Genomic DNA, 26543 nt, shown 5'->3' on the forward strand with positions numbered 1-26543 from the left:
CTGATATATTAGAACTGTTGCCATAGTATGTTGGAGATCACAGGGTCGTCAACAGGTCTACTGCAACTCGTCCAGCAGACTGGATGGTAAGGCGACGGGAGAGGCTCATGAGCGCGGCATTGGAAGCATTGCAATCAGCACCGGAAGGCGCCTCCTTGGCGGAGAACGCTTACCTGCTGTTGCGCGACAGGCTCATCATGCTCGACATCAAGCCGGGTGATCCCATCAATGATGGCCAGGTTGCTGCCGAGCTCGGCATTGGGCGCACTCCCGTGCGTGAGGCGATCAAGCGGCTCGAGGGCGACCATCTTGTGGTCTCCTATCCACGCCGCGGCACCTTTGCCACCGGCGTCGATATCACCCAGCTTGCGGAAGTCTCGGAAATCCGTGAGCTTTTGGAGCCGCTTGCTTCCCGCAAAGCTGCCCGGATGGCCAGCCCCGCCATGCGTTCGGAACTCCGCTCGGTGGCCGCCGCGATCCGTGAGCTTGAAGGCCAGGATGCGTCCTCGCAGGAACTGATGCGCTACGACATCCAGGTGCACCGGCTGATCTACAAGGCCTCCGCCAATGCGCATTTGGAAGATGTCCTGATCCGTTACGACAACCTCTCTACCCGCATCTGGTGCCACATGCTCGAGAAGATGCCGTCGGTGTCCGGACACATCTCCGAACACGCGGAGCTGTTGGCTGCCATTGCCGACGGCGACGAAGACCGCGCCGCCGAGCTCGCGCTGCATCACGTGGTCAGCTTCGAGGAAACCATCCGCAGCGTGCTCTAGGACCTCACACCTGACGGAATCGCCACTCCGTCGCAACATAGTTGCTGTGTGCGCAACTACATTGTTGGTTCTTCACCTTCTCATCGCCTGCGCAAGGCCGCCCCTCTTAGGTCTGCAACCATTTGTGGCGAGCCCTTGACCGTGACCCACTCCACACTTAGTCTGATGCAACAGCGTTGCGATAAATGCAACCATCTAGATTTTGGTGGACACATGAGTAATGAATCCTCTGTGGCAGCCGAACAAGGCAGCCCTTCCTCCAGCTCGAACCCGGCAAGCGCCCCAAACTACAAAGTCAGCAAGGACACTCGACGGCGAGTAGTCACCGCGAGCTTCATCGGAAACTTTGTCGAATGGTTTGATTACGCGGTCTACGGTTACCTGGCTGGCGTTATTTCAACAGTTTTCTTTCCCCAGTCCGACCGCCAAACCGCACTATTGGCGACGTTCGGAGTCTTCGCCGTCAGCTTCTTCGTCCGGCCGCTTGGAGGCTTCATTTGGGGCCATATCGGGGACAGGCTTGGCCGCAAGCAGGCCCTCAGCCTATCGATCGTCCTGATGTCGATAGCCACCTTCTGCGTTGCACTGATCCCCGGCTACGCAACCATCGGGGTCATGGCGCCCATCTTGCTCCTGCTGGTTCGGGTAGTCCAAGGTTTCTCCGCGGCGGGCGAATACGCCGGCGCATCGGCCTTCCTGGTGGAGTACGCGCCGGCCAATCGCCGCGGGCTCTATGCCGCCGTCGTGCCTGCAAGCACCGCAGCGGGACTGCTGCTGGGCTCTTTGTTGGCTGCCCTCCTTAGCTTGCTGCTCAGCTCGGAGCAGCTGGGCGGCTGGGGATGGCGACTGCCGTTCCTGCTGGCGGCGCCCATGGGTCTGATCGGCCGGTACATCCGGACGAAACTCGAGGACACTCCGGCCTTTCGGGAGCTGGCCGTGAAAGATCACAACGCTAAAGCGCCGGCATTGGCGATGTTCAGGACCTACCGGAAACAGCTGGTTATCGCTACGGGTGCGGTGCTGCTCAATGCTGTGGGATTCTACGTAATCCTCAGCTACATGCCCACATACCTGTCCGAAGAGCTGGGTTTCGGTGCCACGGAATCGTTCCTTGCCACCACCATTGCCTTGGCCAGCTACATCGGCTTCATCTTCCTGACGGGCATCGCTTCGGATAAGTTCGGTCGCAAACGCATGCTTCTCAGTGCATCCGTGCTCTTTATCTTGTTGACCGTTCCGGCCTTCCTGCTCTTGGACACCCGGAACTTCCTGGTGATTGTGCTCGTCCAGATCCTTCTCGGCGGCATGCTCACGCTCAACGACGGCACGTTGCCGAGTTTCCTCGCCGAGCTGTTCCCGACGAAGGTCCGTTACACGGGTTTCGCGGTCAGCTTCAACCTCTCGAACGCCCTGTTCGGTGGTACCGCCCCGTTTATGGCGACCCTCCTGATTGGCATGACCCACAGCAAGCTGGCTCCCGGCTGGTACCTCGTGGCCGCCTCCATAGTTTCCCTCATCGCGGTCCTGTTCGCTTCCGAGACTTCCAAGAAGCCTCTGCAGCAGGGCTGACTACACCCACCCATTGAAAGGAATACCCATGACCATTACCCAGAACGAGGCTGTCAACGACGTCGCCAAGCTCGAACGCACCAAGGTCCTCAACAATGGCGCGAAGGTGTCGTTGACCTTCTCCGACGCCGAGTTCGAGCGCCGTCTCGCCGGCCTTCGCAGCATTATGGCCGAGAAGGAACTCGACGCCGTTATCCTCACCAGCTACCACTCCATCAAGTACTACTCCGACTTCCTCTTCACCTATTTCGGCCGCTCTTACGGGATGGTGGTTACCAAGGATGACACGGTCACCATCACCGCAAATATCGACGCCGGCATGCCCTGGCGCCGTAGCTACGGCGAGAATCTGGTGTACACGGACTGGCGCCGCGACAATTACATCCACGCAATCCAGGAAGTCCTTCGCACCCGCGGTATCAACCCGCGCCGCATCGGGGTCGAAGATGACTCGCTTCCCCTGGATAACCGCAACAAAATCCAGGAGGCCTTCTCCGGAGCGACCCTTGTGGATGTTGCACAGGCCGCCATGCGGCAGCGCATGATCAAGTCGGCCGAAGAGATTGCTGTCATCAAGCACGGTGCGCGCATCGGTGACCTGGGCGGCGAGGCCATCCGCAACGCCATCACTGCCGGAATCACCGAGTACGAGGTCGCCCTGATCGGTACCGAAGCCATGGTCCATGAAATTGCCCGCACCTTCCCGGACTCCGAAATTCGCGATACCTGGGTCTGGTTCCAGTCAGGCATCAATACGGACGGGGCGCACAACTGGGCCACGACGCGCAAGATCCAAGAGCACGACATCCTGTCCCTGAACTGTTTCCCCATGACCAGCGGCTACTACACGGCACTGGAGCGCACCCTGTTCTTCGGTGAGCCGGATGCCCGCTCCCTCGAACTGTGGAACATCAATGTGGAAGTCCACAAGCGCGGCCTGGAACTCATCAAGCCGGGCGCCGTCTGCAAGGACATTGCCGCCGAGCTCAACGAGATTTACGTCAGCCACGGCTTGCTGGCCAACCGCACCTTTGGCTACGGCCACTCGTTCGGTGTGCTCAGCCACTACTACGGTCGGGAAGCCGGCTTGGAACTGCGCGAGGATATCGACACAGTCCTGGAGCCGGGAATGGTGGTCTCGATGGAACCGATGATCACCGTCCTGGACGGCCAGCCGGGCGCCGGTGGATACCGGGAGCACGACATCTTGGTAGTGGGCGAAGACGGTGCCGAGAACATCACCAAGTTCCCGTTCGGCCCCGAGCACAACATCATCGGAGCCTAGGTGAGGGGCCGGCGGACGCAGTGCACGGTGTCCGCTGGCCTGTGCCGGGACATCCGGCCGCTCCGGGCAAATATAGTGAACCCATGACTCCCTCGGAATCCAGCGACACTCCTGACAACGGAAACAGCAACGGTGACAGCAAGAGCACTTCGGTCATCGTCAACGCCATTGCCGTCCTGAGGAGCTTCACTGCCGACGAGCCACTCCTGGGAGTGACCGAAATTGCCGGGCGGATTGGCTTGCACAAGAGCACTGTTTCCCGCATCCTGGCCACGTTGGAGCAGGAGAACCTGGTGGAGCGCGACGTCGATTCACGCAGGTTCCGCTTGGGGCTGGGGATGATCGCGATGGCCGGCCCACTGCTTGCCGAGCTCGAGGAGCGCCGAGTTGCCTACCCGGTGCTGCGCGAACTGACCGAGAGAACAGGGGAGACCAGTGCACTCATGGTCTGGAACGGCAGCGAATCTATGTGCGTGGAGCAGATTCCCAGCCGCCACCAGGTCAAGCACCTGGCCCCCTTGGGTGCCCGTTACAACGAGGCCTTCAGTTCATCTGTGCAGGTGTTCCTTGCGGCCGAGAACCAGGACAGGGTGCGTCAGTTGTTGCGCAGTGGTTCCATCAGCCTGCCCGGTGCGGACGACGACGCCGTCGAGTCCTACCTCGTGCGGCTGGAGGACTCGGTCGAGCGCGGATGGGCGGTGAATTTCGGTGAAACCTCCATCGAGGAAGTGGGTGTAGCCTCACCGGTCTATGACCACAGGGGTGACATCGTGGCTTCTGTGCTGATCCCGGCGCCCAAGTTCCGCGTTTCCCCGGACACACTAAAAGGCCTCGGCGAAGCCTGTGCCGAGGCTGCGGCGAAAGTCACGGGCCGCCTGGGTGGCCGCGCCCCGCGCTCGTCTCCCTCCGCCCACTAGTCTCCATCCGCCGTCGAGCTGGCATTTATTGGCAATCCCAATCCTTGGGACTGTTCGCTAAATGCCAGCTCGACCGGAGGTGACTGATCTCTACATGCGCCTCCGCGCGGCGGTCCCCTCCATGGCATCCCGTCCGAGCCACAGGCCAACGCCGATCATTGCAACGCCGAGGATGAGGTGCAGCCAGTTGTCCGCCGTGTTGAACGGAACGAAGTTGGCGCCCGTGTCTTGGTTGATGAGCAGGCCGTAGATCCAGAGAACGAGGTACACAGCGCCGCCGCCGATCAGGAACAGGCGGGCCATGCGATCGTTCCGAGCCATGGCCAAGCCGGCAGCGCCGAACAGCATGTGGACGATGTTGTGAAGTATGGACACTTGGAAGACTCCAAGCAGCATGGCGCCGGATTCATGCCCCGCGAAGGTCATAGCGCCGTAATTGGTGGTGATTCCCGGGATGAAGCCCAGGATGCCTACCAGCAGAAAAACAATGCCGACGCCCATGGCGGTGTTGTGAAGCGTTAACCCCATCATGTGGTGGTGTTCGGTGGGATGCGAAGCGGTGGTCATCAGTCCTCCCTTTCACGCGGTTACCCGGCTCTTCTCCTTGGAGAGCCGACCTGCGGCAAGGGCTGTGGCAAAACCTTGCCGACGCCGCAATAATACTCCTGAATTGCCTGCAATAGCAGGGGTTCGGCCGCAGTTCGACGGCGGCTAGCATGGGTTCATGAGCCAAGTACCCAACGGCCGCACGCACTCGGTGTTCCACGATACCCGTGACCTCACGCCCTTCCGCGAAGGGTATGTCCGCACTCCTGTGCGGGGCTTGGCTGACGGCGTGGGCGGGATGTTGTCCGGCGTCCTCAGCGGGCGCGACGGCGCGAGGCTTTCAGTCCTCGGCACGGTTCCCCGGCCCCGGATGATGGCCTCCAGGCCGGCCAAGGCAATGCACGATGCCGTTTTCAGCGCCACCGAGCCGGAGCGCCTGATTGCATTGGGCCGGATGTATCCGGGGTGGGCCGGGCTGTGCCACATCATGGCAGGCCTGCTGGCGTACAAGCAAGGCAGTTACCTGCGCGCATCCGAACTGCTCCGGCGAGGACTGACAACAAGGATCGACGACGACGCCAGCCAGTTCTCGGCGGCCTACCTGGGCCAGGTGGTCACCCGGGTTGAGGTGGCCGAACGCATCGAGGTGCCTGTCTTCTTCAGCGAGGAATCCGTGTTCCTGGCCCTGTCCCACTGCCTCCGCGAGATGGGTTTGACGGAGTCCGCCCTGGAAGCTGTGGTGGGCCTGCCGCCGTCGTTGCCGTCGGCCTTGGCGCGCTGCACGGCGGCGTATTCGCTGGGACGGTACGGGGACGTGGTGGTGTGGACCGAGGGCTTGCTGAATACGGACGACCTCTCCGCGGCCTTGCTGCTTATTCGGGCACGGGCCCAGCGGGCGAGGGGGGACCTTGAAGGGGCCCAATCGGCACTCAAGGAAGTTTTGCGGCGTCGGAAGACCAGCTTGGCCTTGCGCAACGACGCTATTACGGACCGCGCACTCCTTGCTTTGGACCAAGGTCGTCGCACCTTGACTCCCTGGTCCAAGCGGCAGTTACCGCCGGCGGAACTCGAAACAGTGGACGTGATCCGCAAGGACGCTGAGATGCGCCGCTTATGGGAGAGCGACTTCAGGGAACTGGGTGGGCAATAACCCCTAGGTGCTTGCCACGGGGATAAGGGGGAGGAGCTGTTCGGCTAGCAACACCGCGCCCAGACCCATCATGATGATGCCGCTGGACAGGGTAACCACGCGTGCCGCGCCCGGCCGTGAAGCCAGCAGCTTGCGCGATGTCATGGCCACGCCGGTGTAAACCACGCCGGCAAGAATGACGAACGTCAGGCCCAAAAGGCCCGACTGGACCGGAACGGGAAGGGCGGCCTCGGGGCTGACGAACTGTGGCACCAGGGCCACGAAGAACAGTAATCCTTTGGGGTTGACGCCGCTGGTGCCCATGCCTTGGAAGAAGGTGCGGACGTGGTTGTGGGACTGCACGACGCCGGCTTCCGCACTGAAGGTGGCACCGCGCCAGCCGCGCACGGTGGTGAAGCCAAGCCACAGCAGGTAGGCGGCTCCGGCTATGGTCAGCCAACCGAGGAGCCCGGGAACCCCGGCGAGCAACGCGGCCAGCCCTGCGGCCATGAGCAGCGTGTGGATGAGGTATCCGCTGCAAAGGCCCGCGACTGCAGGAACAAAACTGCGCTGGCGGAGCCCGGCCGAGATGGAATAGGCCCAGTCGACGCCGGGTGTGCAGGCCAGGGTGACCGCCACCAGCATGAAGGCGAGGAACAGCTGCGGGTTCACGATCTCTCCAAGAGTAGTTGGTAGCAAAACTCTAGAAGAAAGAGCCCGATAAGTGTTCACTGATTTAGCCCAATTCTCTGCCCTTTGAGTAAGATTATTGCGTGATTGACGGTATTGATAGAAGTATTTTGCGGCACCTAAAAGAAGACGGCCGGATGACCGCCACGGCACTGGCCTCCAAGGTGGGTTTGACGGTGGCGCCCTGCCATCGCAGGCTCCGGGACCTCGAGACCACGGGGGTGATCCGGGGCTACCGCGCGGAGATCGATCCCGCTGCCGTGGGCCTGGGCTTCGAAGCGATAGTCTTCGTCACCCTCCGGCAGGTGGACCGGGGGACCATGGCCGCTTTCGAAGCTCGAGTCACGGCAAGTCCCAACATCGTGGAAGCGCAGAGGTTGTTCGGCTCCCCGGATTACCTGCTGAAGGTGATTGCTGCGGACCTTCCCGCATACCAGCGGTTTTACGACGACGAGCTCGCGGCGCTACCCGCCGTCGAGCGCCTTACTTCAACGTTGGTGATGAAGAATCTCAAGACCAACACCGGGCCCCCGGTCTAGGGGCGGCTACTCCTCAAGCAGGCCGGTGGTTCGGTAGGGAATCACTTCCCTGAGGAACATGCTGGTGGAAGTGCGTACGATCCCGGGGCATAGCCGGATCTCTTCCGAGACGCGGTAAAGATCATCAGGGCTCTTGGCCACCACCCTGATGATGAGGTCTGTGTCGCCGGCAGGCGCGTGGCATTCGAGCACTTCCGGTATCTTGCGGAGGGCTGCGATGGCCTCGTCCAGGTGGCTCTGGTCGAGTTCGGCGCTGACCGCTGCGGCAACTCCGCGGCCCAGCGCCGAGGGTAGTACGCGGCTGCTGTTCAACCGAAGAGCTCCCGATCCCGCCATGCGCTCCAGTCGTGATTGGACGGTGCCCCGAGCCAGGTGCAGTTTCTGCGCCAGGACCATGATCGGTACCCGGGGGTCCTCGTCTAATGCCGCGAGAATACGGCGGTCCGTGGAGTCGAGTTCCTGCAAAGTGACCACTTCCTGTCTGCTGGATGTTCTTGGGATGGTCAGATTGACCAATGATAAGCCAGCCCGTTGCGCCAACTGTATGTGTCCTGCTGAAATAGTGGCAACGAAGCAGGACAAGGCTACCGCCGGATCCTGCAGGCAGCAGGGACGTGGCACACCACCCGCAAACCTGTACGGATTCCCGCAAGGAGACCGCCGCTGATTGACTCTTGTTCACAGCATCGTCATTCTGCATCTCGCCCGTCGTGGGGCGGACACCTCAAGAGCCCCTGAGCCACCGGATCGTTGCGGTCGCTGAGGGGCTCTTGTGTTTTCCGGTCCCGCCCTCCGGCCCTGCCAACCTCTCCTGCCGTCCGCGCCGCAGCTCCGGTCTTGCAACTGGGGCCACATAGGCTAGGTTCATGACTTCCGCAGGCCGATTTGCCCCGAGTCCGTCCGGCGAACTCCATGTGGGGAACCTGCGCACGGCCATGCTGGCCTGGCTCTTCGCCAAGTCCACGGGCCGGGACTTCCTCCTCCGTGTTGAGGACTTGGATCGGGCACGTTCCGGGGCCGAGGCCGGGCAGCTACGTGATCTCCAGGCCGTGGGCGTTAGTTGGGACGCCGCCGTCGTACGCCAAACGGAAAGAACCGCTTTATACCAAGACGCCATTGCGCACCTTGAGGCCGAAGGCCGCACGTACGAGTGCTTTTGCACGCGCAAGGAAATCCAGGAAGCGCCGTCCGCCCCGCACGCACCCCTGGGGGCCTATTCCGGGACGTGTCGGCGGCTAACCAAGGCCGAACGTGAGATCAGGCGAGCCTCGCGTCCGGCCTCCATCCGCTTACGTTCCGACGTCACCGAGTGGGCTGTTGAGGACGGGTTGCATGGCCGATACGTCGGCGTGGTGGACGACTTCGTGCTGCGTCGGAATGACGGGGTGACGGCCTACAATCTCGCCGTCGTTGTGGACGACGCCGCACAAGGGATCGACCAGGTGGTGCGCGGCGAGGATCTTCTTCCGTCCACCCCGCGGCAGGCGTACCTGGCGAACCTGCTCGGCCTTCCCACCTCGGAATTTGCCCATGTTCCCTTGGTGGTTAACCACGACGGCGCGAGGCTGGCGAAGCGGGACGGCGCGGTGACGCTGGCGGATCTTGCCGCCGTCGGACTTTCCGCAGAGCGCGTGCGGGACCTGATCCTGGAGTCGTTGGGGCTGCCACCGGGCCCGCTGCCATCAGCGCTAGGGGAGTTCGCGCCGGATCTGTTGCCTCGGCAAGCATGGGTGTGGAAAACGCCGGTCAGCTGAGTTGCTGGCTGGCGGTGTCAGCGAGCCCCCGACCCGAAATCAGCCAAGCTGGGCTGCTGGAACCCCGGCGGCCATGCCGGCCCATAAAGTGTCGGTCGTGGCCTGGACGATGTCCGACACGGCCATCCCGTCCAGATGCCTACCGGCGGCCAGGAGGGCGGCGCCGTGCAGGCTCACGAAACAGACTTTTGCCAAGGTATCGGGATCCCCCGGAGCTAACGCCCCTGCCTCTTGGGCCTCGGCGATGAGGGCGCGGGCCATCTCGATACTCTGCTCCCCGGTGGTGCGAAGCTCAGTGCTGGAACCGGGATGGTGCTTGGTGGAATACATGACGTTGACGAGGGTCGGATGGGCCACCGCGTAGTCCACGTAAACCTTCGCGACGCTGAGGAAGCGATCTTGCAGATCCTCGCCTGAGGCAGATGCTTCAGATAAAAGGTGATTCATGGAGCGAAATCCGGCCAGCGCCATGGCATCAATCAACGCTTGTTTATCCCGGAAGTGCTTTGCCGGGGCACCATGGCTGACGTTCATGTCCCGCGCCAACTGCCGGAGGGATAGCCCCTCCAGCCCGGCTTCTTCGATGGTTTCCATGGCCCGCTCAAGGAGTGCCTCGCGCAGCTTGCCGTGGTGGTAGGGCTGGTCGGTCATGTATCAAGCCTAAGGCAATGTTGGCATTGACAACAAAGTAGTCGGTGCCTACCATGTTGTCAGCGACTACATTGCTTCGACGCATCTCCCAGACCCTCAGCCCACCGATCGGACACACCATGACCATGACCTACCGCGGCACCACGGCACTCATCACCGGAGCGAGCTCCGGCCTCGGGGCCGAGTTCGCCGAGCGTTTCGCTGCCCGTGGCGCAAACCTCGTCTTGGTAGCGCGGCGCGCTGACCGCCTCGAAGAGCTGGCGGAGGAACTCCGTTCCCAGCACGGGGTCATCGTGACAGTACTGCCCATGGATTTGGCCCGCCCTGGCGCAGGGCGGGAGTTGGCCGCAGACCTCGGCAGCCGGGGAATCACGGTGGATACCTTGATCAACAACGCAGGTTTCGGCACCCGGTCCCCTTTCGCGGAGGAAGACCCGGACGCCATTGCATCCGAGATATCCCTGAACGTCGCCGCCTTGGTGGACATCACGCGCGCTTTCCTTCCAGGCATGCTGTCATCAGCAAAGGGCGCACTGGTCAATGTTGCGAGCACCGCAGCGTTCCAGCCCATTCCGGGCATGGCTGTATACGGCGCCACCAAGGCTTTTGTCCTGAGCTTCACTGAGGCTGTGGCGCACGAAACCAGGGCTTCGGGCCTCAGCGTGTTGGCCCTCTGCCCCGGAGCTACGAGCACCGAGTTCTTCGAGGTACTCGGAAGCGAGTCTGCCGCGGTGGGCCGCATGCAAATGCCATCGCAGGTTGTCGAGACCGCTATCAAAGCCCTGGACCGCAGCGGAACGCCCGGCAGCGTGGTGTCCGGCTGGGCAAACCGCTTGGCCGCCGGGTTCGCCCAGCGCCTGCCTCGGGCAATCACTGTGGCCATCGCAGCTAGGGCCGTGCAGGATTAGACGCCGAGGACCGGCTAGCCTGAGGTGAGGGCCGATCCCCCAGGCACGTCATCAAATCGGAGGCACTACATGACCGAACCACGCTTCACCGTCGAGACCGCCCGGGTCCTGGCCGAGGTGGCTCACAACCGTCAGAAGGACAAACTCAAGCGTCCATACCGCGAGCACGTCCTGGCCGTCGGAGATGCGCTCGCCGACTTCGATGACGATATTCAGATCGCCGGATACCTCCATGCCATCGCCGAGGATACTCCCATCACGAGGCAGGCCCTGCTGGATATGGGCGTTTCAGAGCGGGCAGCGGACATCATCGAACGCGTTACCCAGCGCTTCCACGAGGATCCCGATGATTACGCAGCCTTCATCCATGACGTCGCCAAGGACCATGACGCGACGCTGGTGAAAATTGCCGACAACGCGCACAACTCCCTGCCTGAACGGGTCCAAGCGTTGGCTGAGAAGTGGCCGGACAAGCCACCGGTGTCCCGTCATGACGATGCCCGGCCGGTGCTTTATACCGCTGTTCCCCGCGAGGAGGTGGAGGCAATCCTGCGCCGGATCAACCCCCACTTGCTGCCGGAACTTGACGAGCTGGTGAGCGAGTAGGGCTCTCTTGAGCTCCGGCAGTTGCTACGTCAGCGGATTTCTGCCCGGAAGTACTCCTGGCGTTGACGTCCCAGGCCCTCGATTTCCAGTTCCACCACGTCACCAGGCTGGATGAACGGGAAGCGGCCGGACATCGCCACGCCCTCGGGTGTTCCCGTGATGACCACGTCGCCAGGTTCCAGGACCATGTACTGGCTGAGGTGGTGGACGATCGTGGCCGGATCGAAGATCATGTCCGAGGTAACCGAGTCCTGTCGCCCGTCACCATTGACCAAGGTCCGGAGGCGCAAGTTGTTCGGGTCCACCTCCGAGGCCGGTACCAGCCACGGGCCCAAGGGCGTGGATCCGGGAAGCGACTTGCCCTTGGTCCACTGTCCGGCCGCCCCGGGGATCTGGTAGTCACGCTCGGAGAGATCGTTCGCCACGGCAAAGCCAGCGATGCATTCCTCCGCCGCGGCAACGGAAGAAAGGTACGACGCTTCCTGCCCGATCACAATGGCCAGTTCCACTTCCCAGTCGTACTTCTCCGACGACGGCGGGATGGGTGCGGCGTCGAACGGACCGGCGATGGTGTTGGTTGGCTTGAGGAACACAACGGGAGCTTCGGGCGCGGCGACACCCGATTCGGCAGCGTGGGCAGCGTAATTCAGTCCGATGGCAACCACGGCACCGGGGCGCGCAACAGGAGCCCCAACGCGTAGTCCCTCCGGTGAGATCTCGGGAAGTTTGCCCGTATTCAGGGCTTCGCGGGTGCGTTCGATGCCGCCCGAGGCCAGGAAGCCGCCGTCGATGTCCTGAGTCAGTGACGTGAGGCGGAAGTACTTCTCCGAACCGTCTGCGTCCGGTGCAATGACAACGGGTTGTTCGTTTCCGGCACTACCTAGCCTGGCGAATTTCAAGGTCATGGCTTCCTCCGTGCGATCGGGACTGACATCCGGACTCCAGTGTCGCTGCATCCGCCAGGATTTCGGAAATGTGACCCGACGCAGGTTACCGATCTGATGTTTAGCCGCTTTTCCTTCGAGGAAGCCCGCCTTAAAAGGTTTGCCGCAGCCACTTCTCCGCTGCGCTGATGTGCACGGTCATGAGGGCCCTCACCAGGTCAGCGTCGCGCCGTTCGAGTGCGTCCGCGATGGCGCGATGCTCGTCCAACATCTTCGCTACGGCATTTTCCTGCACCAATCCACGCCAGATCCGGGTCCGCGCCGTGCTGCTGGACAAGGCCTCGAGCAGGCCGCCGAGGTACTCGTTTCCGGCCGCATCGGTGATGATGCCATGGAAGGTGAGATCGTGGGCCACCAGTTCCTTGACGTCCGTGTTTTCGTCGATGCCCTCCAGGGTGCCGCGCAGGGCGCCCAGTTCATCGTCGCCGATTTTTCCAGCCGCCACCTGGGCAGTGGCCGGCTCCAGGATCCGACGGACTTCAAAGAGCTCCAGGATCGAGCGGTCTTGGTGCAGATCTACTACGAAGGCGACTGCCTCGTTGAGCAGTCTTGCGTTCAGGCTGGTCACGTAGGTGCCGTCTCCGCGGCGGACGTCCAGCACGCGGATCAGCTCGAGGGCTTTAACCGCCTCGCGCAGGGAACTGCGGGACAGGCCAAGCCTTTCGCTCAGTTCTTTCTCCGGCGGAAGACGGTCGCCAGCCTTGAGCTCCCCTCGGATCAGCATGTCCTTGATCTTGCTGATCGCTTCGTCTGTGACAGCCATGGACCAATAGTAGACACGAGTCATCGGACGTCTGGACTGCGACGCGTTAACGTACGACGGCGGCACCCGGGTTCCGAAAGTACGGAACCCGGGTGCCGCCGTCGTAAGTCGGTAGTTGGTACCGGTGCTACTTATCGCTGGCCGGAAGCGGGCGGTTCGCAATGACAGGGGCGCTGCCCGTGTAGCCGTCGCGGGTGGCGGCGAGCTCGTGGATCTGCTTACGGCACATGAACCAACCAACGATCATCAGGGCGCAGGCGATGGCCGTAACGAGCATGGTGAGGGGAGATTCGATGAATACCATGACCAGGACGCCCACCAGGAATAGCAAGGCGAGGTAACCGGTGTAGGGAGCCCCGAACATCCGGAAGGACGGCCGCTTGAGCCAGCCCTTTTCGGACCACCGCTTGAGCTGCATCTGGCACAGGACGATCGTGGCCCACGTGACGATGATGCCCACGGACGCTACGTTCAAGACGATTTCGAAAGCGTCGGCCGGGACCAAGTAGTTCAACGGAACGCCCAGCAAGGAGACACCTGCGGTGATGGCGATACCACCGTACGGGACACCGGCCTTGTTCATCCGCTGGGCGAACTTTGGCGCCGAGCCGGCAACCGACATGGAACGGAGGATGCGACCGGTGGAGTAAAGGCCTGCATTCAATGAGGACAACGCGGCCGTCAGGACAACGAGGTTCATGATGACGTCCACGCCCTGGATGCCGATGGAACCAAAGAACGTCACGAACGGGCTGACACCCTTCTGGTACGAGGTGTAGGGGAGCAGCAACGCGAGCAGGATGACGGAACCTACATAGAAAACGCCGATGCGGAAAACCACCGAGTTGATGGCCTTGGGCATGATCTTCTCCGGATTGGGCGTTTCACCGGCCGCAGTGCCTACGAGCTCAATCGAAGCATAGGCGAAGAGTACGCCTTGCATCAGGATGATCATGGGCAGAATGCCGTTGGGGAAGATCCCGCCGTGGTCAGAGAGGAGGCTGAAGCCCACTTGCTGGCCGGAGACCGGGGTGCCGAAGATGACGAAGTAGGTGCCCACCAGCAGGAACGAAACCAAGGCCGCGACCTTGATCAGCGCGAACCAGAATTCCATCTCGCCGAAGACCTTGACCGAAACCAAGTTCAGGCTCAGCACCACAACCAAGGCAATGAGCGCCCAGGCCCACTGCGGAACGGCGCCCATCCAGGGCACGTATTTGCCGAAGAAGTTCATGTAGAGGGCCGCCGCCGTGATGTCCACAATGGTGGTGGTGGCCCAGTTGATCCAGTAGAACCAGCCGGAGATAAACGCGGCCTTCTCACCGAAGAACTCGCGGGCGTAGGAGACAAACGAGCCCGACGACGGGCGGTGGAGGACAAGTTCGCCGAGGGCCCGGAGAATCAGGAAGGCGAAGAAACCACAGACGGCGTAGGCGATGACAAGGGACGGACCAGCAGCGTTCAGTCGACCACCGGCACCGAGGAACAGGCCGGTACCGATTGCACCGCCGATCGCGATCATCTGGATCTGCCGGGGTTTGAGGTCTTTGTGGTAGCCGGTGTCCTCCGTGTGGAGTGCCTTCTCGGTTGCGTGCGCTTGCGGCGGGACTGTGTGGTCCGTGATGGGTTTGCTCATGTGAATCCTTAGGGATGTCCTATTGGGTGTCCTGACGCGTCCGGCTGGGTTCCGGGCTCACGGGACACTGCCACGTGGGGTGTAGCTTATCGAAGGGACGGATAGCTCAAGCCGTTGGGGCTGGCTGGAGCTCCCGGATCATTGGCTGGGTTCAGCCTGTTTACTCAGATTTGCCAGACGTTCAGGGCTGAGCAGCTCCTCAAGCTGGCCAGCTGTCAGCAGGCCATGCTCCAGGACCAGCTCTGCTACGCCCTTACCGGTTGCCAGCGCCTCTTGGGCGATGGCGGTTGCCGAGGCATAGCCGATATGGGGGTTCAATGCCGTGACGAGACCGATCGACTGCTCCACGGTAAGCCGTAGCCGTTCGGTGTTTGCGGTGATGCCCCGGACGCAGCGTGCTGTCAGGGTGCGGCAGGCTGCTTCCAGGTGGGAGATGCTCTTGTGCAAGCTATGCACAATGATTGGTTCAAAGGCGTTGAGCTGAAGCTGTCCCGCCTCTGCGGCCATGGTGACGGTGACATCGTTGCCGATGACCTCATAGGCCACCTGGCTGACCACTTCCGGGATCACCGGGTTGATCTTGCCGGGCATGATCGACGAACCTGACTGCACCGCCGGAAGGTTGATCTCGCCCAGTCCCGCGCGGGGTCCGGAGGAGAGCAGGCGGAGGTCGTTGCAAATCTTGGATAGCTTTACCGCGACGCGCTTCAGCACGCCGGACAGGTGCACAAACGCGCCAACATCCTGGGTGGCCTCGATCAGGTCCACCGCGGTAAGGAGGGGCAGGCCGGTGATCTCAGCCAAGTGGCGGCAAGCAGCTTCCGCGTAGCCGGCAGGGGCGTTCAGGCCCGTTCCGATGGCTGTGGCGCCAAGGTTGATTTCGTGGATGAGCATGTTTGATTCATCCAGGCGGGCCCGGTCCTCGCCGATGGTTACAGCGTAGCCGCCGAACTCCTGCCCCAATGTCATGGGAACGGCGTCCTGCAACTGGGTGCGGCCCATCTTCACGACGGTCCGGAACTCCCGGCCTTTCTCCGCAAACGCGAGCTCGAGTTCTTCGAGTGCAAGCAGGAGCTCCTTGACCGAGAAGATCGTGGCGAGGTTCACCGCCGTCGGGTAGACGTCATTGGTGGACTGGCTCAGGTTGACGTGGTCATTTGGGTGCAACTTGGAGTATTCGCCTTTTGCATAGCCCAGGATTTCCAGGGCGCGGTTGGCGATCACCTCATTGGCGTTCATGTTGGAACTGGTGCCGGCGCCCCCTTGGATCACATCCACCATGAACTGGTCCTGCAACTGGCCGTCCATGACGTCCTGGCAGGCCTGGTCAATGGCGCCGGCGCGCTCGGCATCGAGGAGGCCGAGCTCGTGGTTGGTGCGCGCGGCTGCTTGCTTCACCGCGGCCAGGCCCCGGACGAGGTGCCGGTTGGTGGAAAGAGGCTGCCCTGTGATGGGGAAGTTCTCGATGGCTCGGAGAGTATGGACGCCCCAGTAGGCATCCGCGGGAACGTTGCGGTCACCCAGGAGGTCGTGTTCGGAACGGAGGGGGATCGCTTGATCAACGGTGGTCATCGCTGTCCTTGGATTAGTTCTTGCTGAAAGAAGGGGCCGCGCCGAGCTCGCCGACCGGGTGGCCGCCGCCCAACACGGGTGGGCTCTGAAGCGTGTCCAAGCGTCCGCCGTCGACGCCTAACCGGCGGAGCACCTCGACGGTGATGGGCATGCGGGCCCGGTCGCCGCCGTCGGAAATCTTGACTGCGAACCCGGTGCCATCCGGAAGCCCGACAAGTTGAAGGCCTTCGAAGCCGTCTTTGGCGAGCAAGCCCGGGACGGCGCGCATGAGTGCGGTCACGTCGCGCCCCTCACCGGCAACCATCTCGGGGTAGCGGCGCATGGCGTGAGCCACTTTGCCTTCGTTGGTTTCCTCATCGGCAGCGGCGAGGCGACCGTAGGCGCGCGCCATGCCGAACAAGGAGTGGGCGAACAACGGAGTGCCGCAACCGTCGGTGCTTACGGCCGCGGCTTCTTCGCCGGTCAGTTCTGTGATGGTGTCCCGGACCAGGACCTGCAATGGGTGTTCAGGGTGCAAGTACCCCTCCACAGGCCATCCGTTGATGACGCATACGGCCGTCATGGAAGCATGCTTGCCGGAGCAGTTCTGGGCGATCTGGGTGGGCCCATTGCCAGCGCGGAGCCATTCTTCGCGCTCTTTTACCCCGTAAGGAAGGTCGGTGCTGTTGCCGAGCGCTGCTTCGGTCAGGCCGTGCAGGCCCAGAATCTCCCGGGCGCCTTCGCGATGCATCGATGCGCCGGAGTGGCTGGCGGCGGTGAGGGCCAGGAGATTTTGGGGTAGGTCGAGCCCGGCTTTCAGGAGCGCCACGGCTTGGAGCGGCTTGAGGCTGGAGCGCGGGTACATCGGAGCTTGCGGCTCGCCGGCTTCTATCACCGGGGTGCCATCATGGGCCAGGGCGGCCAATGATCCGTAGTGAACGCTTTCCACCAAGCCATCGCGGGTTACCTCGACGAGTGGGACGTGTCGCGGCGTTCTCTGCGCCGGTGGGCTGTCCGATTTTTCGGGGGCGGGCATGGTGTCCTTTATGTGTGTCATGTGCTGGGGCGTCATTTGCTGAGGATCGTGTCCAGCGCGATGCTGACGGCTTGGAGGTGGTGTGCCATTGCTTGGCTGGCTGCCTCGGAATCGCCCGCTTCAATGGCGTTGAGCACAGCCACGTGCTCGTCGTCCGAGCGGTGTTGACGGTCTGCAATGAGGTTGAGGGTTTCGGACTGGTGAGCCAAGGCTTCCCGGATGTCCGAGACAACGCTGGCGAAGACCCTGTTTCCGCTTGCGCGGGCGACGGCGGAGTGGAAGCTCGCGTCCAGGTTCACCCACGCTTCGGGGTCGGTTTCCTGGAGCATCTCTTGGACAATCTCCTTGAGGTGCTCGAGTTCTTCGTCAGTGCGGCGCTCAGCTGCTAATCCGGCCGCGGGGACCTCGATGTGCGGCCGTGCCTCGTTGAGATCGCGTGCACTGTATTGGCCCAACGTGAGATCGTTTGCGACTTTGTTGGCCACAATGAAGGTGCCCTTGCCGGTTTTCGTCACGGTGAGGCCTAGAGTGTTGCAGGACCTCAAAGCCTCACGGATAACGGAGCGACTCACGCCGTACTGCGCAGCCAAGGTTGCCTCGGAGCTCAGTTTTGTCCCGATGTCGAACTGACCGCCCTCGATGGCGCGCCGGAGAGCCGCGAAGACCGCCTCGGCCGCCGAAATGCGGGAGATAGGGGTGTGCGACGTTTGGGCCCTCTGGGACTCGGGCTGTCCGGCTGTCCGGCTGTCTGACAGGTTCACGCTTTGAATATGGCACGGGTCACAAGGCACTGTCAACGCTGAAAGAACCGCTTCACGGTTTAGTGCTGTCCTTCGCTGAAGCACAATGGACCATGCTCTTCACCAAAAAGTCCCTCACCGCGGATGGCTTCACCGGGTTCAGGCCGCTCGATGAACTCGACCCCATGCGGATTCCCCAAGGACCCGGTATCTTCGTGGTGCTCCGCCCTGCAGAATTCCAGCCAGTATTCCTTAGCAAGAGCACGGCCGGGACATTCAAGAAAAAGGACCCCTCCCTCAAGCGGGAAGCCCTGGAAGCCGAATGGCTACCGGAAGCTCCCGTACTCTACTTGGGCAAAGCCAGCGCCGGCAGTCAAGGTAACCGAGGACTTCGTCAGCAGATCCAGGAGCTCATGGACTACGGCCGTGGACGTCCGACCGTCGTTTGGGATGCGCGGCTCATCTGGCAACTGTGCGACGCCCTCGACTTGGTGATTGCATGGAAGGAACTCCCCGCGCCCGACGTGAACGCGGCCGAAGCCGCCTACCACGCTGACTTTATTGCCATCTTCGGGAGGCTTCCGTTCGCCAACCTCGTCCAGGCCCGTCCAAGGAAGTAGCTCCCCGACGGCGGCAGTTCGTTCCGTCGTCGGCCTGCCGCTGGCTTTGCATCCGGCGCATAATGTGGTTCATGACCGCCAGCGATCGCACCCCCGGCAAACCGGAGGAACCTCGCGTCACAGTTGAGGTTCCGGTCCTTCGAATTGGCGCCGGACTTGCCGACTACGAGGGACTCAGCCGTTTCGTCGTCTCACTCCGCAAGCCACAGGGACTGCACATGACACTGCTGCACGTCGGCATCCTGGACCACTTGGTGGCCGACATTGAGGCTTGGACCAAAGGGCGCTCGACGCCGGAAAGGGTACTTCCGGAAATTGTGAGCTGGCTGACCGAATTGCCGGTCCTGGAGGGATTCCTAGGCAAGTCTGACAGGCTGGTTCCTTTGGGCGGCGGACGCCTTATGGGTCTCGAAGTGGACGTTCCACAGGAAGTGCATGACTACCAAGCACTCCTTGTCCAAGGACTTCACGTGCTGTTGGACGACCTTGGGCTCGACAACATTGACGACTTCATCCTGTCTTCCCATGCCCTGGGCTACAGGTCCCCGCGGTGGCTGCCCCACATTGCCGTGGGCAAGGCCCAGTCCCGACAGCAAGGGGCCACGGAGCTTGCGCCTGTCGCCATAGAGTTCGGCGATTCGAGGATCCGGCACCGGGAGTCGCTTCCCGCGCAGTGACGTTGCGGGCCGTCCGCCACGGTTTCTCAGCTCCTGAGCCGACTGCTTCTTGCACCCCTGATCAGGCATGGGGATCGTAGAAGCACGTTGGACCGCTTACCGGAACCCAGTCCTGCCATCCGGGGCTGGCTACTGTTCGTAACGCCTTCTTCCAGATGACAGGCCTCCCTTCTGCCTTGCTGTCAGCGGTGGCAGGGCACTCCAGCGTCAGGCATCTGTTGTCCTCGGAATCCGGGCCATCATCACGGCAGTGGAAGTCTGGCATGAGTTGATACAAGCCGTCGGAGGAGATGATGGTGCCCTGTGCCGAAGCGGGCGACGACACCTGTTTCGACAGCGGTGCGGGACTTGTGGAAGTGGAACGGTCTTCGCCGCCCTGGCAACCAGATACGAGAAGCAAGCTGGACACAGCCATCGCCACCGTACCTAGACGTGTGGCTGTCTTTTTGCAGGCGTGAAGGTCTCGAATCATTCGGTACTCCTAGCTGGTTTGTGTGTTTGTGTCGATCAGCCTAGATCGGTGAGGGGAAATGACCGAAGTGGGATTCGAAGACCTGTGGATATCCCTGAAACACCCACGCAAGCGGCATCTGAGGTCTTCGATCTGATGGGTTTGAGATCGGTTTTGGGCACGACAGCATCACGTGCCCTGCACCAATCGTTGGCAGTTGCGGCGTGGCTACCTGGTTGCTCCGGGGCAGCCCCAGGAGTTGGGGTTTTGTTGGCAGGTGTCGGCGACGAGTGTTTTTTGGGTTTTCCAGACGTGGATGGTGGTGGGTGGTGTGGTGAGGTTGAGGGTTCCGCTGATGGGTAGTGGGGGTCCGTTGTTGACGGTGTAGGTTCCGGTGAAGGTGGTGATGAGGGTGGTTTGGTAGTTGCCGGTTTGGGTGTAAGTGTGGCTGGTGCGGGTGTTGGTGGTGAGCCATTGGGTTTGGGGGAGGGGTTGGCCGGGGGTGGGGGTTGGTCCGAGGGTGGTGCCGTCGCCGTAGGTGTAGGTGTAGCTGGTGGGGGTGGCGGTGAGGTGGACGTTTTGGCCGAGGATGGTGAGGTTGAAGGTCTGTTCGCCGGTGGTGGTGGTGTAGAAGTTGGTGGGTCCGCCTTTGAGGGTGTTGGGGGCGGGTTGGGTTTGGAGTGTTCCGGGGTTGACGGGTAGTTGTCGGAAGTCGGTGAGGATGCGAGCTGCGATGTTGGCCAGGACGTTTTCTGGTTGGGGATCGTAGAGGCACGTGGGTCCGGTGATGGGGATCCAGTCGGTCCAGCCGGGGTTGGTGATGGCTTTGGGTGCTTGTTTCCAGATGACGGGTGTTCCTTCTTGGCCGCCGGGTGTTTTTGGCGGGCAGTCCAGGGTGTTGCAGCCGGGGTCTCTGGTGTCGGGGCTGTCGGTGCGGCAGTGGACATCAGCCATGTACTGATTCGGATCCTCCGCCGCCGGGCCAGAACCAGCGTCCAACTTGGGAGTGGCTTTTCCCGTCTCGGGGTCGAATTTCCAATCCGATCCCACATCGATGGACCCGGTGGCTTTGTTTGCCGAAGCCCACTCCTCGCCGTCGGCGGCGCTTGCCGATACCGGCGAGTAAGTAAGTATGCAGCCCAGAACTAGGCCCATCACAACCCGGTGGGCCCGCCTAGCGAATGACACCCGTGTCCACTATCTGCCACGAGGGCTGGAAGATCGCAACCACTGCAAATGCGTCATTCGTGGCAGGATCGGCTGGTCTTCCCTCCGTCCCGTCGGAGTTGTAGTAGTGAATCGCGTCTTGAACGACTTGTACCGTGGATAAATGTCGCCGTTCTTGGGGGTCCCAAGCGATATCAATGTTGGGTGTCAGCACCGCGCCGCCTACCATCCAGCGGCCGTTCTTGTAGCTGTCGGTTGTAGCTTTTTGAAAAAATGTACAGGCTCTGCATTCCGGAGTACTCAAAGCGCTCAGAACGGTGATGTCCCCAGTTGCATTCGCGTAGTTGCCCACCGCGTACCAGTACCGGATGAACGCCTCCAACCCTGCTTTCGAGTTTTCCTTCGCTAGCTCCGGCATCACCGGAACCGGCACGTTTTGCGCCTTCCCCTTCGCATCCGCCGGCTTGTACCCCGCAGCCGTCGAAGGGCCAGCAGACGCGGGGGAGGCCGGCCCCGATAAGGTGGGCGACGCCGTCGTCGAGCTTGTCTCGGAGAGTGAGCTGGCAGGTGCGGGGCCGTTTTGGCACCCGCTAAGAAGCAGAAGTGCGATGACTCCGAGACACGCTGTCCGGAGACCCAATGATGGAAAAAAGGCGAACGAAAATCGTGACATGACAAGCTCCCCCAGCAGCCGTTTGGTGATGTGTCGGCCAGTCTAGGCCGGGTGCTGAAGTGGATTCATGTCAAGAATGAGGGTTTGTGGATAACCGATCCCGATGCCCCGAATGGCAAGCGAAATGTGCTGGATCCAGAAGTGGGGCCCGTAAGCCACTTACCCCCGCAGCTTCTCCATATCCCGGCGGTCCTTTTTGGTGGGGCGCCCGGCACCGCGGTCCCGCTGGGGCAGACCGAGCTTGGGTGCAACGGGGCGCGGGGGAGTGTGATCGGTGAAGCAGTGCGATGCCGCCTCGGCTCCAACGCGCTTGGCGATCAACCTCCGTACCTCGAGGATCCGCTCCCACCCGGATTCCCGGACACGAATGGTGTCGCCAATAATCACGCTTTGTGATGCCTTCACAGGATTTCCATTAATGCGGATGTGCCCGGCTCGGCAGGCTGCAGTGGCCGCTGATCGGGTTTTGTAGGCGCGGATTGCCCACAACCAAGCATCAACGCGGACGTTCGCCGGGGATGAAGACGGGATACTCATGATTTGAACGAGTCTAACGCGGCGAAACCACGAACCCCAGCCGCCAAAACGGCCCTACCGCACCGTCACCTCAACCCGCTGCGCCATGTTGTTTCCCATGCCTTGGTAGTTCCACACCTGCTCCACGGGTTGCAGGGCGCCGGACGTATCCATCGCCCGGCACTGCAGTACGTGCTCGCCCGGGCTCGCGACCCACACCATGGACCATCGCCGCCACGCGTAGTCACCCAATGGCGGTTCCAAATGCGCAGGCATCCACTCGCCGTCGATCCCTACTTCCAGCCGCTCAACTTCCCCGTGTCCCGACCAAGTCCGGCCATGCAACATCACGGGACCGGCATCAACAACGCGTCGCCGCGTGTAGAAGTCCGGTATCCCGGGCGGCACCATCAGTGAGCGGACGCGGATGTGTGTCACGGGCAGTCCGGGCCCGTCGGGACCCTGCAGGTAGTGATACGCCACCGCCTGCTGGTACCCCAGGAATCTGGTGGTCACGGCTTCAATCGAGGTCAACCACTTCACGCTCGCCATGCCGTACCAGCCTGGAACCAGTAGCCGCAGCGGGTAGCCGTGCTGGAGGGGCAGAGGTTCGCCGTTCATCGCGTAGACCAGCATGACATCGGGATGCATCGCTTCCTCGATGGTCAGGCTGCGGGCGTACGGTTCTTCCACGCCGCCCTGAATGCCGCTATCCGCGCCGGTGAAGACAAGTTCGACGGCGTCATCGGCCAAGCCTGCCTCGTCCAGCAACGGTGCCAAGGGCGTACCGGTCCACTCCGCGGTGCCCACGGCCCCGAGGCCCCACGGCTGGCTCAGCGGACGTGGCTTAAGGAGCGACCGCCCATTACCGGCGCACTCCATGGTGACCGGCATGGTGACGGCCGGCCTGGCTTTGATGTCTTCCAGGCTCAATTCAAGGCAGCGTTCAAAAGAACCGCTCAAACGCAATCTCCAGCAGTCAGTCGCAAGATGCGGGATGTCGAAGTGGATCAGCAGGTAGTGGAGCCCGACGGGCGTGATGTCGTCGTGCAGAGCTTCAAAGGGCATGGAGTGATTTCGCCCGGAAAGTTGCAGTTCTTCAGGAGTTAGCGGACCTTCGGTCGGCTGTCCGGCGGTGACAGCCCTGGCAGGACTTTGCTTGACGTGGTGCTTGGTCATGGGCCTGCGGCGTTCTACTGGAAACCAACGCTGCGGCGTGCCGCAGCACTTAGGTCAAGCATCACGCCGCGAACAGAACACCGTCAATACCTGTTTGCGGGGTCTGCTTTGCAGGCTACGAGGGGCGAGTAGGGGGTAAACCGGGCCTCGCAACGGAAGAGGACTACCGGCGTCGTAATTCCGGGTACTCGAGGTGCGGTGCAACCGTGCCGGCATCACGTTCGAGGAAATTGACCGCGGGGACCACGATCTCGTCGATTTCATCGAGAATCGACTCGCTGAGCACCACATCTGCGGCTTTCAGGTAATCGGTGAGGTGCTCCTCGGTGCGTGGCCCGATCACCACGCTCGTGACGGCGGGATGGTTCAAGGCAAAGCCGACCGCGAGTTGGATGAGCGTCAACCCGTGGCGGGCAGCAAGTTGTGCCAGGGCATCGGCCGCGTGCAGCTTGCCTTGGTTGAAAGGTGCTTGCACGTCGAAGCGTCCGGGAACTGCGGAGAAGCGCGAGCTGTCCGGCTGCCCGGATCCAACGCGATACGCACCGGCCAGCCAGCCGCCGTCGAGCGGCCCGTAGCTCAAAACCCCGACGCCGTATTGCTGCGTGATGGGGAAGACGTCGCGTTCGTTGGCGCGGACCAGGAGTGAGTACGGAACTTGGTCCACGGCGGGAGGAATCAGGTGGTTGGTGTTCGCGATCCACTGGGCTTCGACCAGCTGCGCGGGGCTGAACACGGACGTTCCGTAGTACAGGATTTTGCCTTGGCGAATGAGGTCGTTGAGGGCAGTGATGGTTTCCAGCAGATCGGTGGTGTAGTCGGGGCGGTGGGCCTGATAGAGGTCGATCCTGTCCGTCTTCAACCGTCGCAGGCTGTCCTCCACGGCCCGGACTATCCAGCGTCGCGAGTTGCCTCCATGCGCTGGGTTTGAACCCATTTGTCCGTGGAACTTCGTAGCGAGGAAGACATCATCGCGCCGGCCATGAATGGCTTGGCCAACCACTGTTTCAGCCTCGCCCTGTGAATAGATGTCCGCGGTGTCGATACTGGTGATCCCGGCGTCCAGTGCGGCCGAGATGATCCGGACACTCTCGGCGGGACCAGTGGGCGCGGCACCACTACCGAAATTCAGGGTGCCCAGAGTGAGGGGACTGATCAGGGCGCCAGTGCGTCCCAGCGTACGTAGCTCGTTGAGGCTCATGGAGGCTTCCTGTGGAGGGACTGTGCTGGTGGATTACTCGAGGCTACACATGGGCGCTCGGGGCATAAATGCACGTGGTAGAACTTCTTCGTTTTTCGTCTTTCGAAGTAATGGAACGCGTACCGGTTCGCACCATTTCTTGACATGGCGAAACACAAATGTCTTTCGAATCAACAAACGTTGTGGTCTTCCCTGCCCCGTGAATCATGGGATGGGAACGCACGTATCGGACGAAAGGCACCGCGGAATGAGACAGACAACGGTTGAGGAAACAGCGGCCATCAAGGCTGCCTTCGCACAGTTCCCATCAGGAGTTGCCGCATTCAGCGCCATGGTTGACTTCACACCCGAGGGCTTAGTGGCCTCGTCCTTCACCGTGGGGGTGTCCCTGGACCCGCCTCTGGTCATGTTCGCCGTCCAGAACTCCTCCACAACCTGGCCCAAGCTGCGTCTTGCCCAACGACTCGGGGTCTCGGTCCTGGCCGAGGGCCAGGAAGCGGCTTGCTTGCAACTGGCTTCGAAAACGGGCGATCGGTTCGCAGGCCTGGATACCAGTGTGAGTGACTCGGGGGCGGTCCTGATCGACGGGGCAGTACTGGGGTTCGAGTGCGAAATTGTTTCCGAAACCGTGGCCGGGGACCATTCGATCGTGGTGTTGGAAGTCAAGGCCAGCACGGTCAACCTCAACTCGAAACCATTGATCTATCACGGCGCTGCTTTCCGGCAGTTGGCAGCCTAGCGCTACGAGTTACGGCTGGCGCCGCTCAGCGAGCCTTTCCGGATCGCGCTGGACGACTTCCCTTTCCGCGGTGTGGCGCCGGCTTTTGGCCCACCGTTCCCGGGTAGCGACGGCGGGACATCCGGAGCCGCGGGGGTAGGGGTTTTCCCGCTGGTCGACGGCGGAGTGGGGTCCTCGATCTCGCGAACAGTTACCTTGATCGCGGGCGGTTGACCGGCCTTGGCCCGGGCGGCTTCCCTTTCCTTAGCTTCGGCAACGGCGTCCGCCCAGTCTTTGGCGAGGGCAGGGGTGTCTTTGGCCGGGGCCGATGCGCCGCCCAGTCGTCGTCGAGCAGCGCCCCAAAGGTCGCGCTTGGGCGCTGCAGCGGCAGCACCGCCCGACGTCGGGGTTGCAGTCACGGGCGCTGCGGGCTCGACGACGTCGGCAGTCGCCTCCCCGGGCCTACGTTCCGGAAGGGGCGGCAAATGGACGATGGGTGTGTTGGCCTTCTTGGGGAAGATTCCGATTAACGCCATCAGCGCGACGGCGAGCAGCCGCCCGATTCCGGCGACAACCAACGTGATGATGACCACGAACACGAGTCCTAGGAACATGAGGACGGCAAGCCCCAAAGTCCCGAAGTAGGTCAGATTGATGGCGAGTGTTGTCGGATCATCCACGTAGCCTCCCCTGGCTGTCGTTTTGTGATGCGCGCCTTGCCCACCTATCTTGCATACCTAGCCTAAGGTCCAGTACCGACGGAATCACGCGCCGCCGGGCGCTACAGCAGGGTTGTTTCAAAGCTGTTATCTGGCATGGGAAAATATGTTGCCCAGCTCTCATTTACAGCCCCGGATTGCGAGCTTTCATGCCCCGTGACGTTGCTCCCGAACATGCCCTGCTTCGCGGCGGCGCATGCCCCTGCCTGTCCGGCGACCAGTACGCCGATTGCTGTGCCCGTTTCCATCGCGGCGAGGCTGATGCCCCAACGGCAGAGCAACTGATGCGCTCCAGATATTCAGCCTTTGCGGTCCTTGATGCGGACTACCTCTTGCGTACGTGGCATTCCTCCACCCGCCCGCGTTCCTTGGAGTTGGACCCGGACGTGCAGTGGCGCAGGCTGGACATCCTCTCGGTTTCCAAGGGCGGTCCGTTGGACAGTGAGGGCGTGGTGGAGTTTGCTGCGTACTATCGATCCGGGGGCGAGCGTGGCGTGCAACGTGAGTCCAGCAGGTTCGTCAGGGAAGGTAAGCGCTGGTATTACGTGGCCGGTGAAGTCGCCTCGATCTAGCGGTACTTCC

Annotated in this window: 29 protein-coding genes; 13 read left to right on the top strand and 16 right to left on the bottom strand. The window is 62.0% G+C overall.

Annotated elements, in window-relative coordinates; translation table 11 throughout:
- Positions 1–107 precede the first annotated feature (107 nt).
- From QRN42_RS08585 to QRN42_RS08600, 4 genes are all read left to right on the top strand, one after another.
- Positions 108–779 carry a GntR family transcriptional regulator gene (locus tag QRN42_RS08585; protein ID WP_284978825.1) on the top strand — a complete coding sequence of 224 codons (672 nt, stop codon included), beginning with the start codon at positions 108–110 and terminating at the stop codon, positions 777–779.
- 213 nt (positions 780–992) lie between these two features.
- A complete protein-coding gene (locus tag QRN42_RS08590) occupies positions 993–2348 on the top strand; it encodes an MFS transporter (RefSeq protein ID WP_284978826.1) in 1356 nt (451 codons plus the stop codon).
- 28 nt (positions 2349–2376) lie between these two features.
- Positions 2377–3633, top strand: a complete 1257-nt coding sequence (locus QRN42_RS08595) for an aminopeptidase P family protein (protein ID WP_284978827.1) — start codon at positions 2377–2379, stop codon at positions 3631–3633.
- Between the two features lie 83 nt (positions 3634–3716).
- Positions 3717–4550: an IclR family transcriptional regulator gene (locus QRN42_RS08600; RefSeq protein ID WP_284978828.1), complete on the top strand. Its 834-nt coding sequence runs from the start codon at positions 3717–3719 to the stop codon at positions 4548–4550.
- Positions 4551–4640: 90 nt separating this feature from the next.
- On the opposite strand, the gene QRN42_RS08605 is transcribed toward QRN42_RS08600, so the two are convergent.
- The gene (locus tag QRN42_RS08605; protein WP_284978829.1) at positions 4641–5117 is read right to left on the bottom strand and encodes a DUF4383 domain-containing protein; all 477 of its coding nucleotides are present in this window, start codon (positions 5115–5117) and stop codon (positions 4641–4643) included.
- A 157-nt stretch (positions 5118–5274) separates the two neighbouring features.
- Between QRN42_RS08605 and QRN42_RS08610 the strand changes: the two genes are divergently transcribed.
- A complete protein-coding gene (locus QRN42_RS08610) occupies positions 5275–6246 on the top strand; it encodes a tetratricopeptide repeat protein (RefSeq protein ID WP_284978830.1) in 972 nt (323 codons plus the stop codon).
- Positions 6247–6249: 3 nt separating this feature from the next.
- Here QRN42_RS08610 and QRN42_RS08615 read toward each other — a convergent pair whose 3' ends face one another.
- Positions 6250–6897, bottom strand: a complete 648-nt coding sequence (locus tag QRN42_RS08615) for a LysE family translocator (RefSeq protein WP_284978831.1) — start codon at positions 6895–6897, stop codon at positions 6250–6252.
- A gap of 101 nt (positions 6898–6998) precedes the next feature.
- Between QRN42_RS08615 and QRN42_RS08620 the strand changes: the two genes are divergently transcribed.
- Complete coding sequence (locus QRN42_RS08620) at positions 6999–7454, top strand: Lrp/AsnC family transcriptional regulator (RefSeq protein ID WP_284978832.1); 456 nt, start codon at positions 6999–7001, stop codon at positions 7452–7454.
- A gap of 6 nt (positions 7455–7460) precedes the next feature.
- On the opposite strand, the gene QRN42_RS08625 is transcribed toward QRN42_RS08620, so the two are convergent.
- Positions 7461–7919, bottom strand: coding sequence for an Lrp/AsnC family transcriptional regulator (locus QRN42_RS08625; protein ID WP_284978871.1), 459 nt, complete (start codon positions 7917–7919; stop codon positions 7461–7463).
- A gap of 401 nt (positions 7920–8320) precedes the next feature.
- Here QRN42_RS08625 and gluQRS point away from each other — a divergent pair, with 401 nt between their 5' ends.
- Positions 8321–9208 carry a tRNA glutamyl-Q(34) synthetase GluQRS gene (gene gluQRS / locus QRN42_RS08630; RefSeq protein WP_284978833.1) on the top strand — a complete coding sequence of 296 codons (888 nt, stop codon included), beginning with the start codon at positions 8321–8323 and terminating at the stop codon, positions 9206–9208.
- 39 nt (positions 9209–9247) lie between these two features.
- Here the strand turns inward: gluQRS and QRN42_RS08635 are convergent, their stop codons facing one another.
- Entirely contained in the window at positions 9248–9859 is a 612-nt protein-coding gene (locus QRN42_RS08635) for a TetR/AcrR family transcriptional regulator (RefSeq protein WP_284978834.1), read from the bottom strand.
- Positions 9860–9978: 119 nt separating this feature from the next.
- On the opposite strand from QRN42_RS08635, the gene QRN42_RS08640 reads away from it, so the two are divergent.
- Positions 9979–10767: an SDR family NAD(P)-dependent oxidoreductase gene (locus QRN42_RS08640; RefSeq protein ID WP_284978872.1), complete on the top strand. Its 789-nt coding sequence runs from the start codon at positions 9979–9981 to the stop codon at positions 10765–10767.
- Positions 10768–10836: 69 nt separating this feature from the next.
- The gene (locus QRN42_RS08645) at positions 10837–11373 is read left to right on the top strand and encodes a phosphohydrolase (RefSeq protein WP_284975030.1); all 537 of its coding nucleotides are present in this window, start codon (positions 10837–10839) and stop codon (positions 11371–11373) included.
- 29 nt (positions 11374–11402) lie between these two features.
- Here QRN42_RS08645 and QRN42_RS08650 read toward each other — a convergent pair whose 3' ends face one another.
- The 6 genes from QRN42_RS08650 to QRN42_RS08675 all read right to left on the bottom strand — a co-directional run bounded on the left by QRN42_RS08650 (position 11403) and on the right by QRN42_RS08675 (position 18064).
- On the bottom strand, positions 11403–12278 hold the full coding sequence (locus QRN42_RS08650) for a fumarylacetoacetate hydrolase family protein (protein WP_284978835.1): 876 nt from the start codon (positions 12276–12278) through the stop codon (positions 11403–11405).
- Positions 12279–12408: 130 nt separating this feature from the next.
- A complete protein-coding gene (locus QRN42_RS08655) occupies positions 12409–13080 on the bottom strand; it encodes a FadR/GntR family transcriptional regulator (protein ID WP_284978836.1) in 672 nt (223 codons plus the stop codon).
- A gap of 127 nt (positions 13081–13207) precedes the next feature.
- The gene (locus tag QRN42_RS08660; protein WP_284978837.1) at positions 13208–14716 is read right to left on the bottom strand and encodes an amino acid permease; all 1509 of its coding nucleotides are present in this window, start codon (positions 14714–14716) and stop codon (positions 13208–13210) included.
- Positions 14717–14854: 138 nt separating this feature from the next.
- Positions 14855–16288: an aspartate ammonia-lyase gene (locus tag QRN42_RS08665; protein WP_284978839.1), complete on the bottom strand. Its 1434-nt coding sequence runs from the start codon at positions 16286–16288 to the stop codon at positions 14855–14857.
- A gap of 13 nt (positions 16289–16301) precedes the next feature.
- Positions 16302–17324: an asparaginase gene (locus tag QRN42_RS08670; protein ID WP_284978840.1), complete on the bottom strand. Its 1023-nt coding sequence runs from the start codon at positions 17322–17324 to the stop codon at positions 16302–16304.
- 11 nt (positions 17325–17335) lie between these two features.
- Positions 17336–18064, bottom strand: coding sequence for a FadR/GntR family transcriptional regulator (locus tag QRN42_RS08675; protein ID WP_284978842.1), 729 nt, complete (start codon positions 18062–18064; stop codon positions 17336–17338).
- Between the two features lie 92 nt (positions 18065–18156).
- Between QRN42_RS08675 and QRN42_RS08680 the strand changes: the two genes are divergently transcribed.
- The gene (locus QRN42_RS08680; RefSeq protein WP_284978843.1) at positions 18157–18663 is read left to right on the top strand and encodes a hypothetical protein; all 507 of its coding nucleotides are present in this window, start codon (positions 18157–18159) and stop codon (positions 18661–18663) included.
- 71 nt (positions 18664–18734) lie between these two features.
- Positions 18735–19340, top strand: coding sequence for a hypothetical protein (locus QRN42_RS08685; protein ID WP_350224868.1), 606 nt, complete (start codon positions 18735–18737; stop codon positions 19338–19340).
- A 679-nt stretch (positions 19341–20019) separates the two neighbouring features.
- On the opposite strand, the gene QRN42_RS08690 is transcribed toward QRN42_RS08685, so the two are convergent.
- From QRN42_RS08690 to QRN42_RS08710, 5 genes are all read right to left on the bottom strand, one after another.
- Positions 20020–20946, bottom strand: coding sequence for a hypothetical protein (locus QRN42_RS08690; RefSeq protein WP_284978873.1), 927 nt, complete (start codon positions 20944–20946; stop codon positions 20020–20022).
- Between the two features lie 19 nt (positions 20947–20965).
- Positions 20966–21631 carry a DUF6318 family protein gene (locus QRN42_RS08695; protein ID WP_284978845.1) on the bottom strand — a complete coding sequence of 222 codons (666 nt, stop codon included), beginning with the start codon at positions 21629–21631 and terminating at the stop codon, positions 20966–20968.
- Positions 21632–21790: 159 nt separating this feature from the next.
- Positions 21791–22168 carry an RNA-binding S4 domain-containing protein gene (locus QRN42_RS08700; RefSeq protein WP_018779945.1) on the bottom strand — a complete coding sequence of 126 codons (378 nt, stop codon included), beginning with the start codon at positions 22166–22168 and terminating at the stop codon, positions 21791–21793.
- Between the two features lie 54 nt (positions 22169–22222).
- Positions 22223–23326: a sulfite oxidase gene (locus QRN42_RS08705; RefSeq protein ID WP_284978846.1), complete on the bottom strand. Its 1104-nt coding sequence runs from the start codon at positions 23324–23326 to the stop codon at positions 22223–22225.
- Positions 23327–23489: 163 nt separating this feature from the next.
- Positions 23490–24524, bottom strand: coding sequence for an aldo/keto reductase (locus QRN42_RS08710; protein WP_284978847.1), 1035 nt, complete (start codon positions 24522–24524; stop codon positions 23490–23492).
- A gap of 247 nt (positions 24525–24771) precedes the next feature.
- On the opposite strand from QRN42_RS08710, the gene QRN42_RS08715 reads away from it, so the two are divergent.
- Positions 24772–25263 carry a flavin reductase family protein gene (locus QRN42_RS08715; RefSeq protein ID WP_284978848.1) on the top strand — a complete coding sequence of 164 codons (492 nt, stop codon included), beginning with the start codon at positions 24772–24774 and terminating at the stop codon, positions 25261–25263.
- 2 nt (positions 25264–25265) lie between these two features.
- Here QRN42_RS08715 and QRN42_RS08720 read toward each other — a convergent pair whose 3' ends face one another.
- Positions 25266–25922, bottom strand: a complete 657-nt coding sequence (locus tag QRN42_RS08720) for a hypothetical protein (RefSeq protein ID WP_284978849.1) — start codon at positions 25920–25922, stop codon at positions 25266–25268.
- Between the two features lie 188 nt (positions 25923–26110).
- On the opposite strand from QRN42_RS08720, the gene QRN42_RS08725 reads away from it, so the two are divergent.
- Positions 26111–26533 carry a YchJ family protein gene (locus QRN42_RS08725; protein WP_284978850.1) on the top strand — a complete coding sequence of 141 codons (423 nt, stop codon included), beginning with the start codon at positions 26111–26113 and terminating at the stop codon, positions 26531–26533.
- Positions 26534–26543 lie beyond the last annotated feature (10 nt).

The sequence above is a fragment of the Arthrobacter sp. fls2-241-R2A-200 genome, assembly GCF_030209745.1.
Taxonomy (GTDB): Bacteria; Actinomycetota; Actinomycetes; order Actinomycetales; family Micrococcaceae; genus Arthrobacter.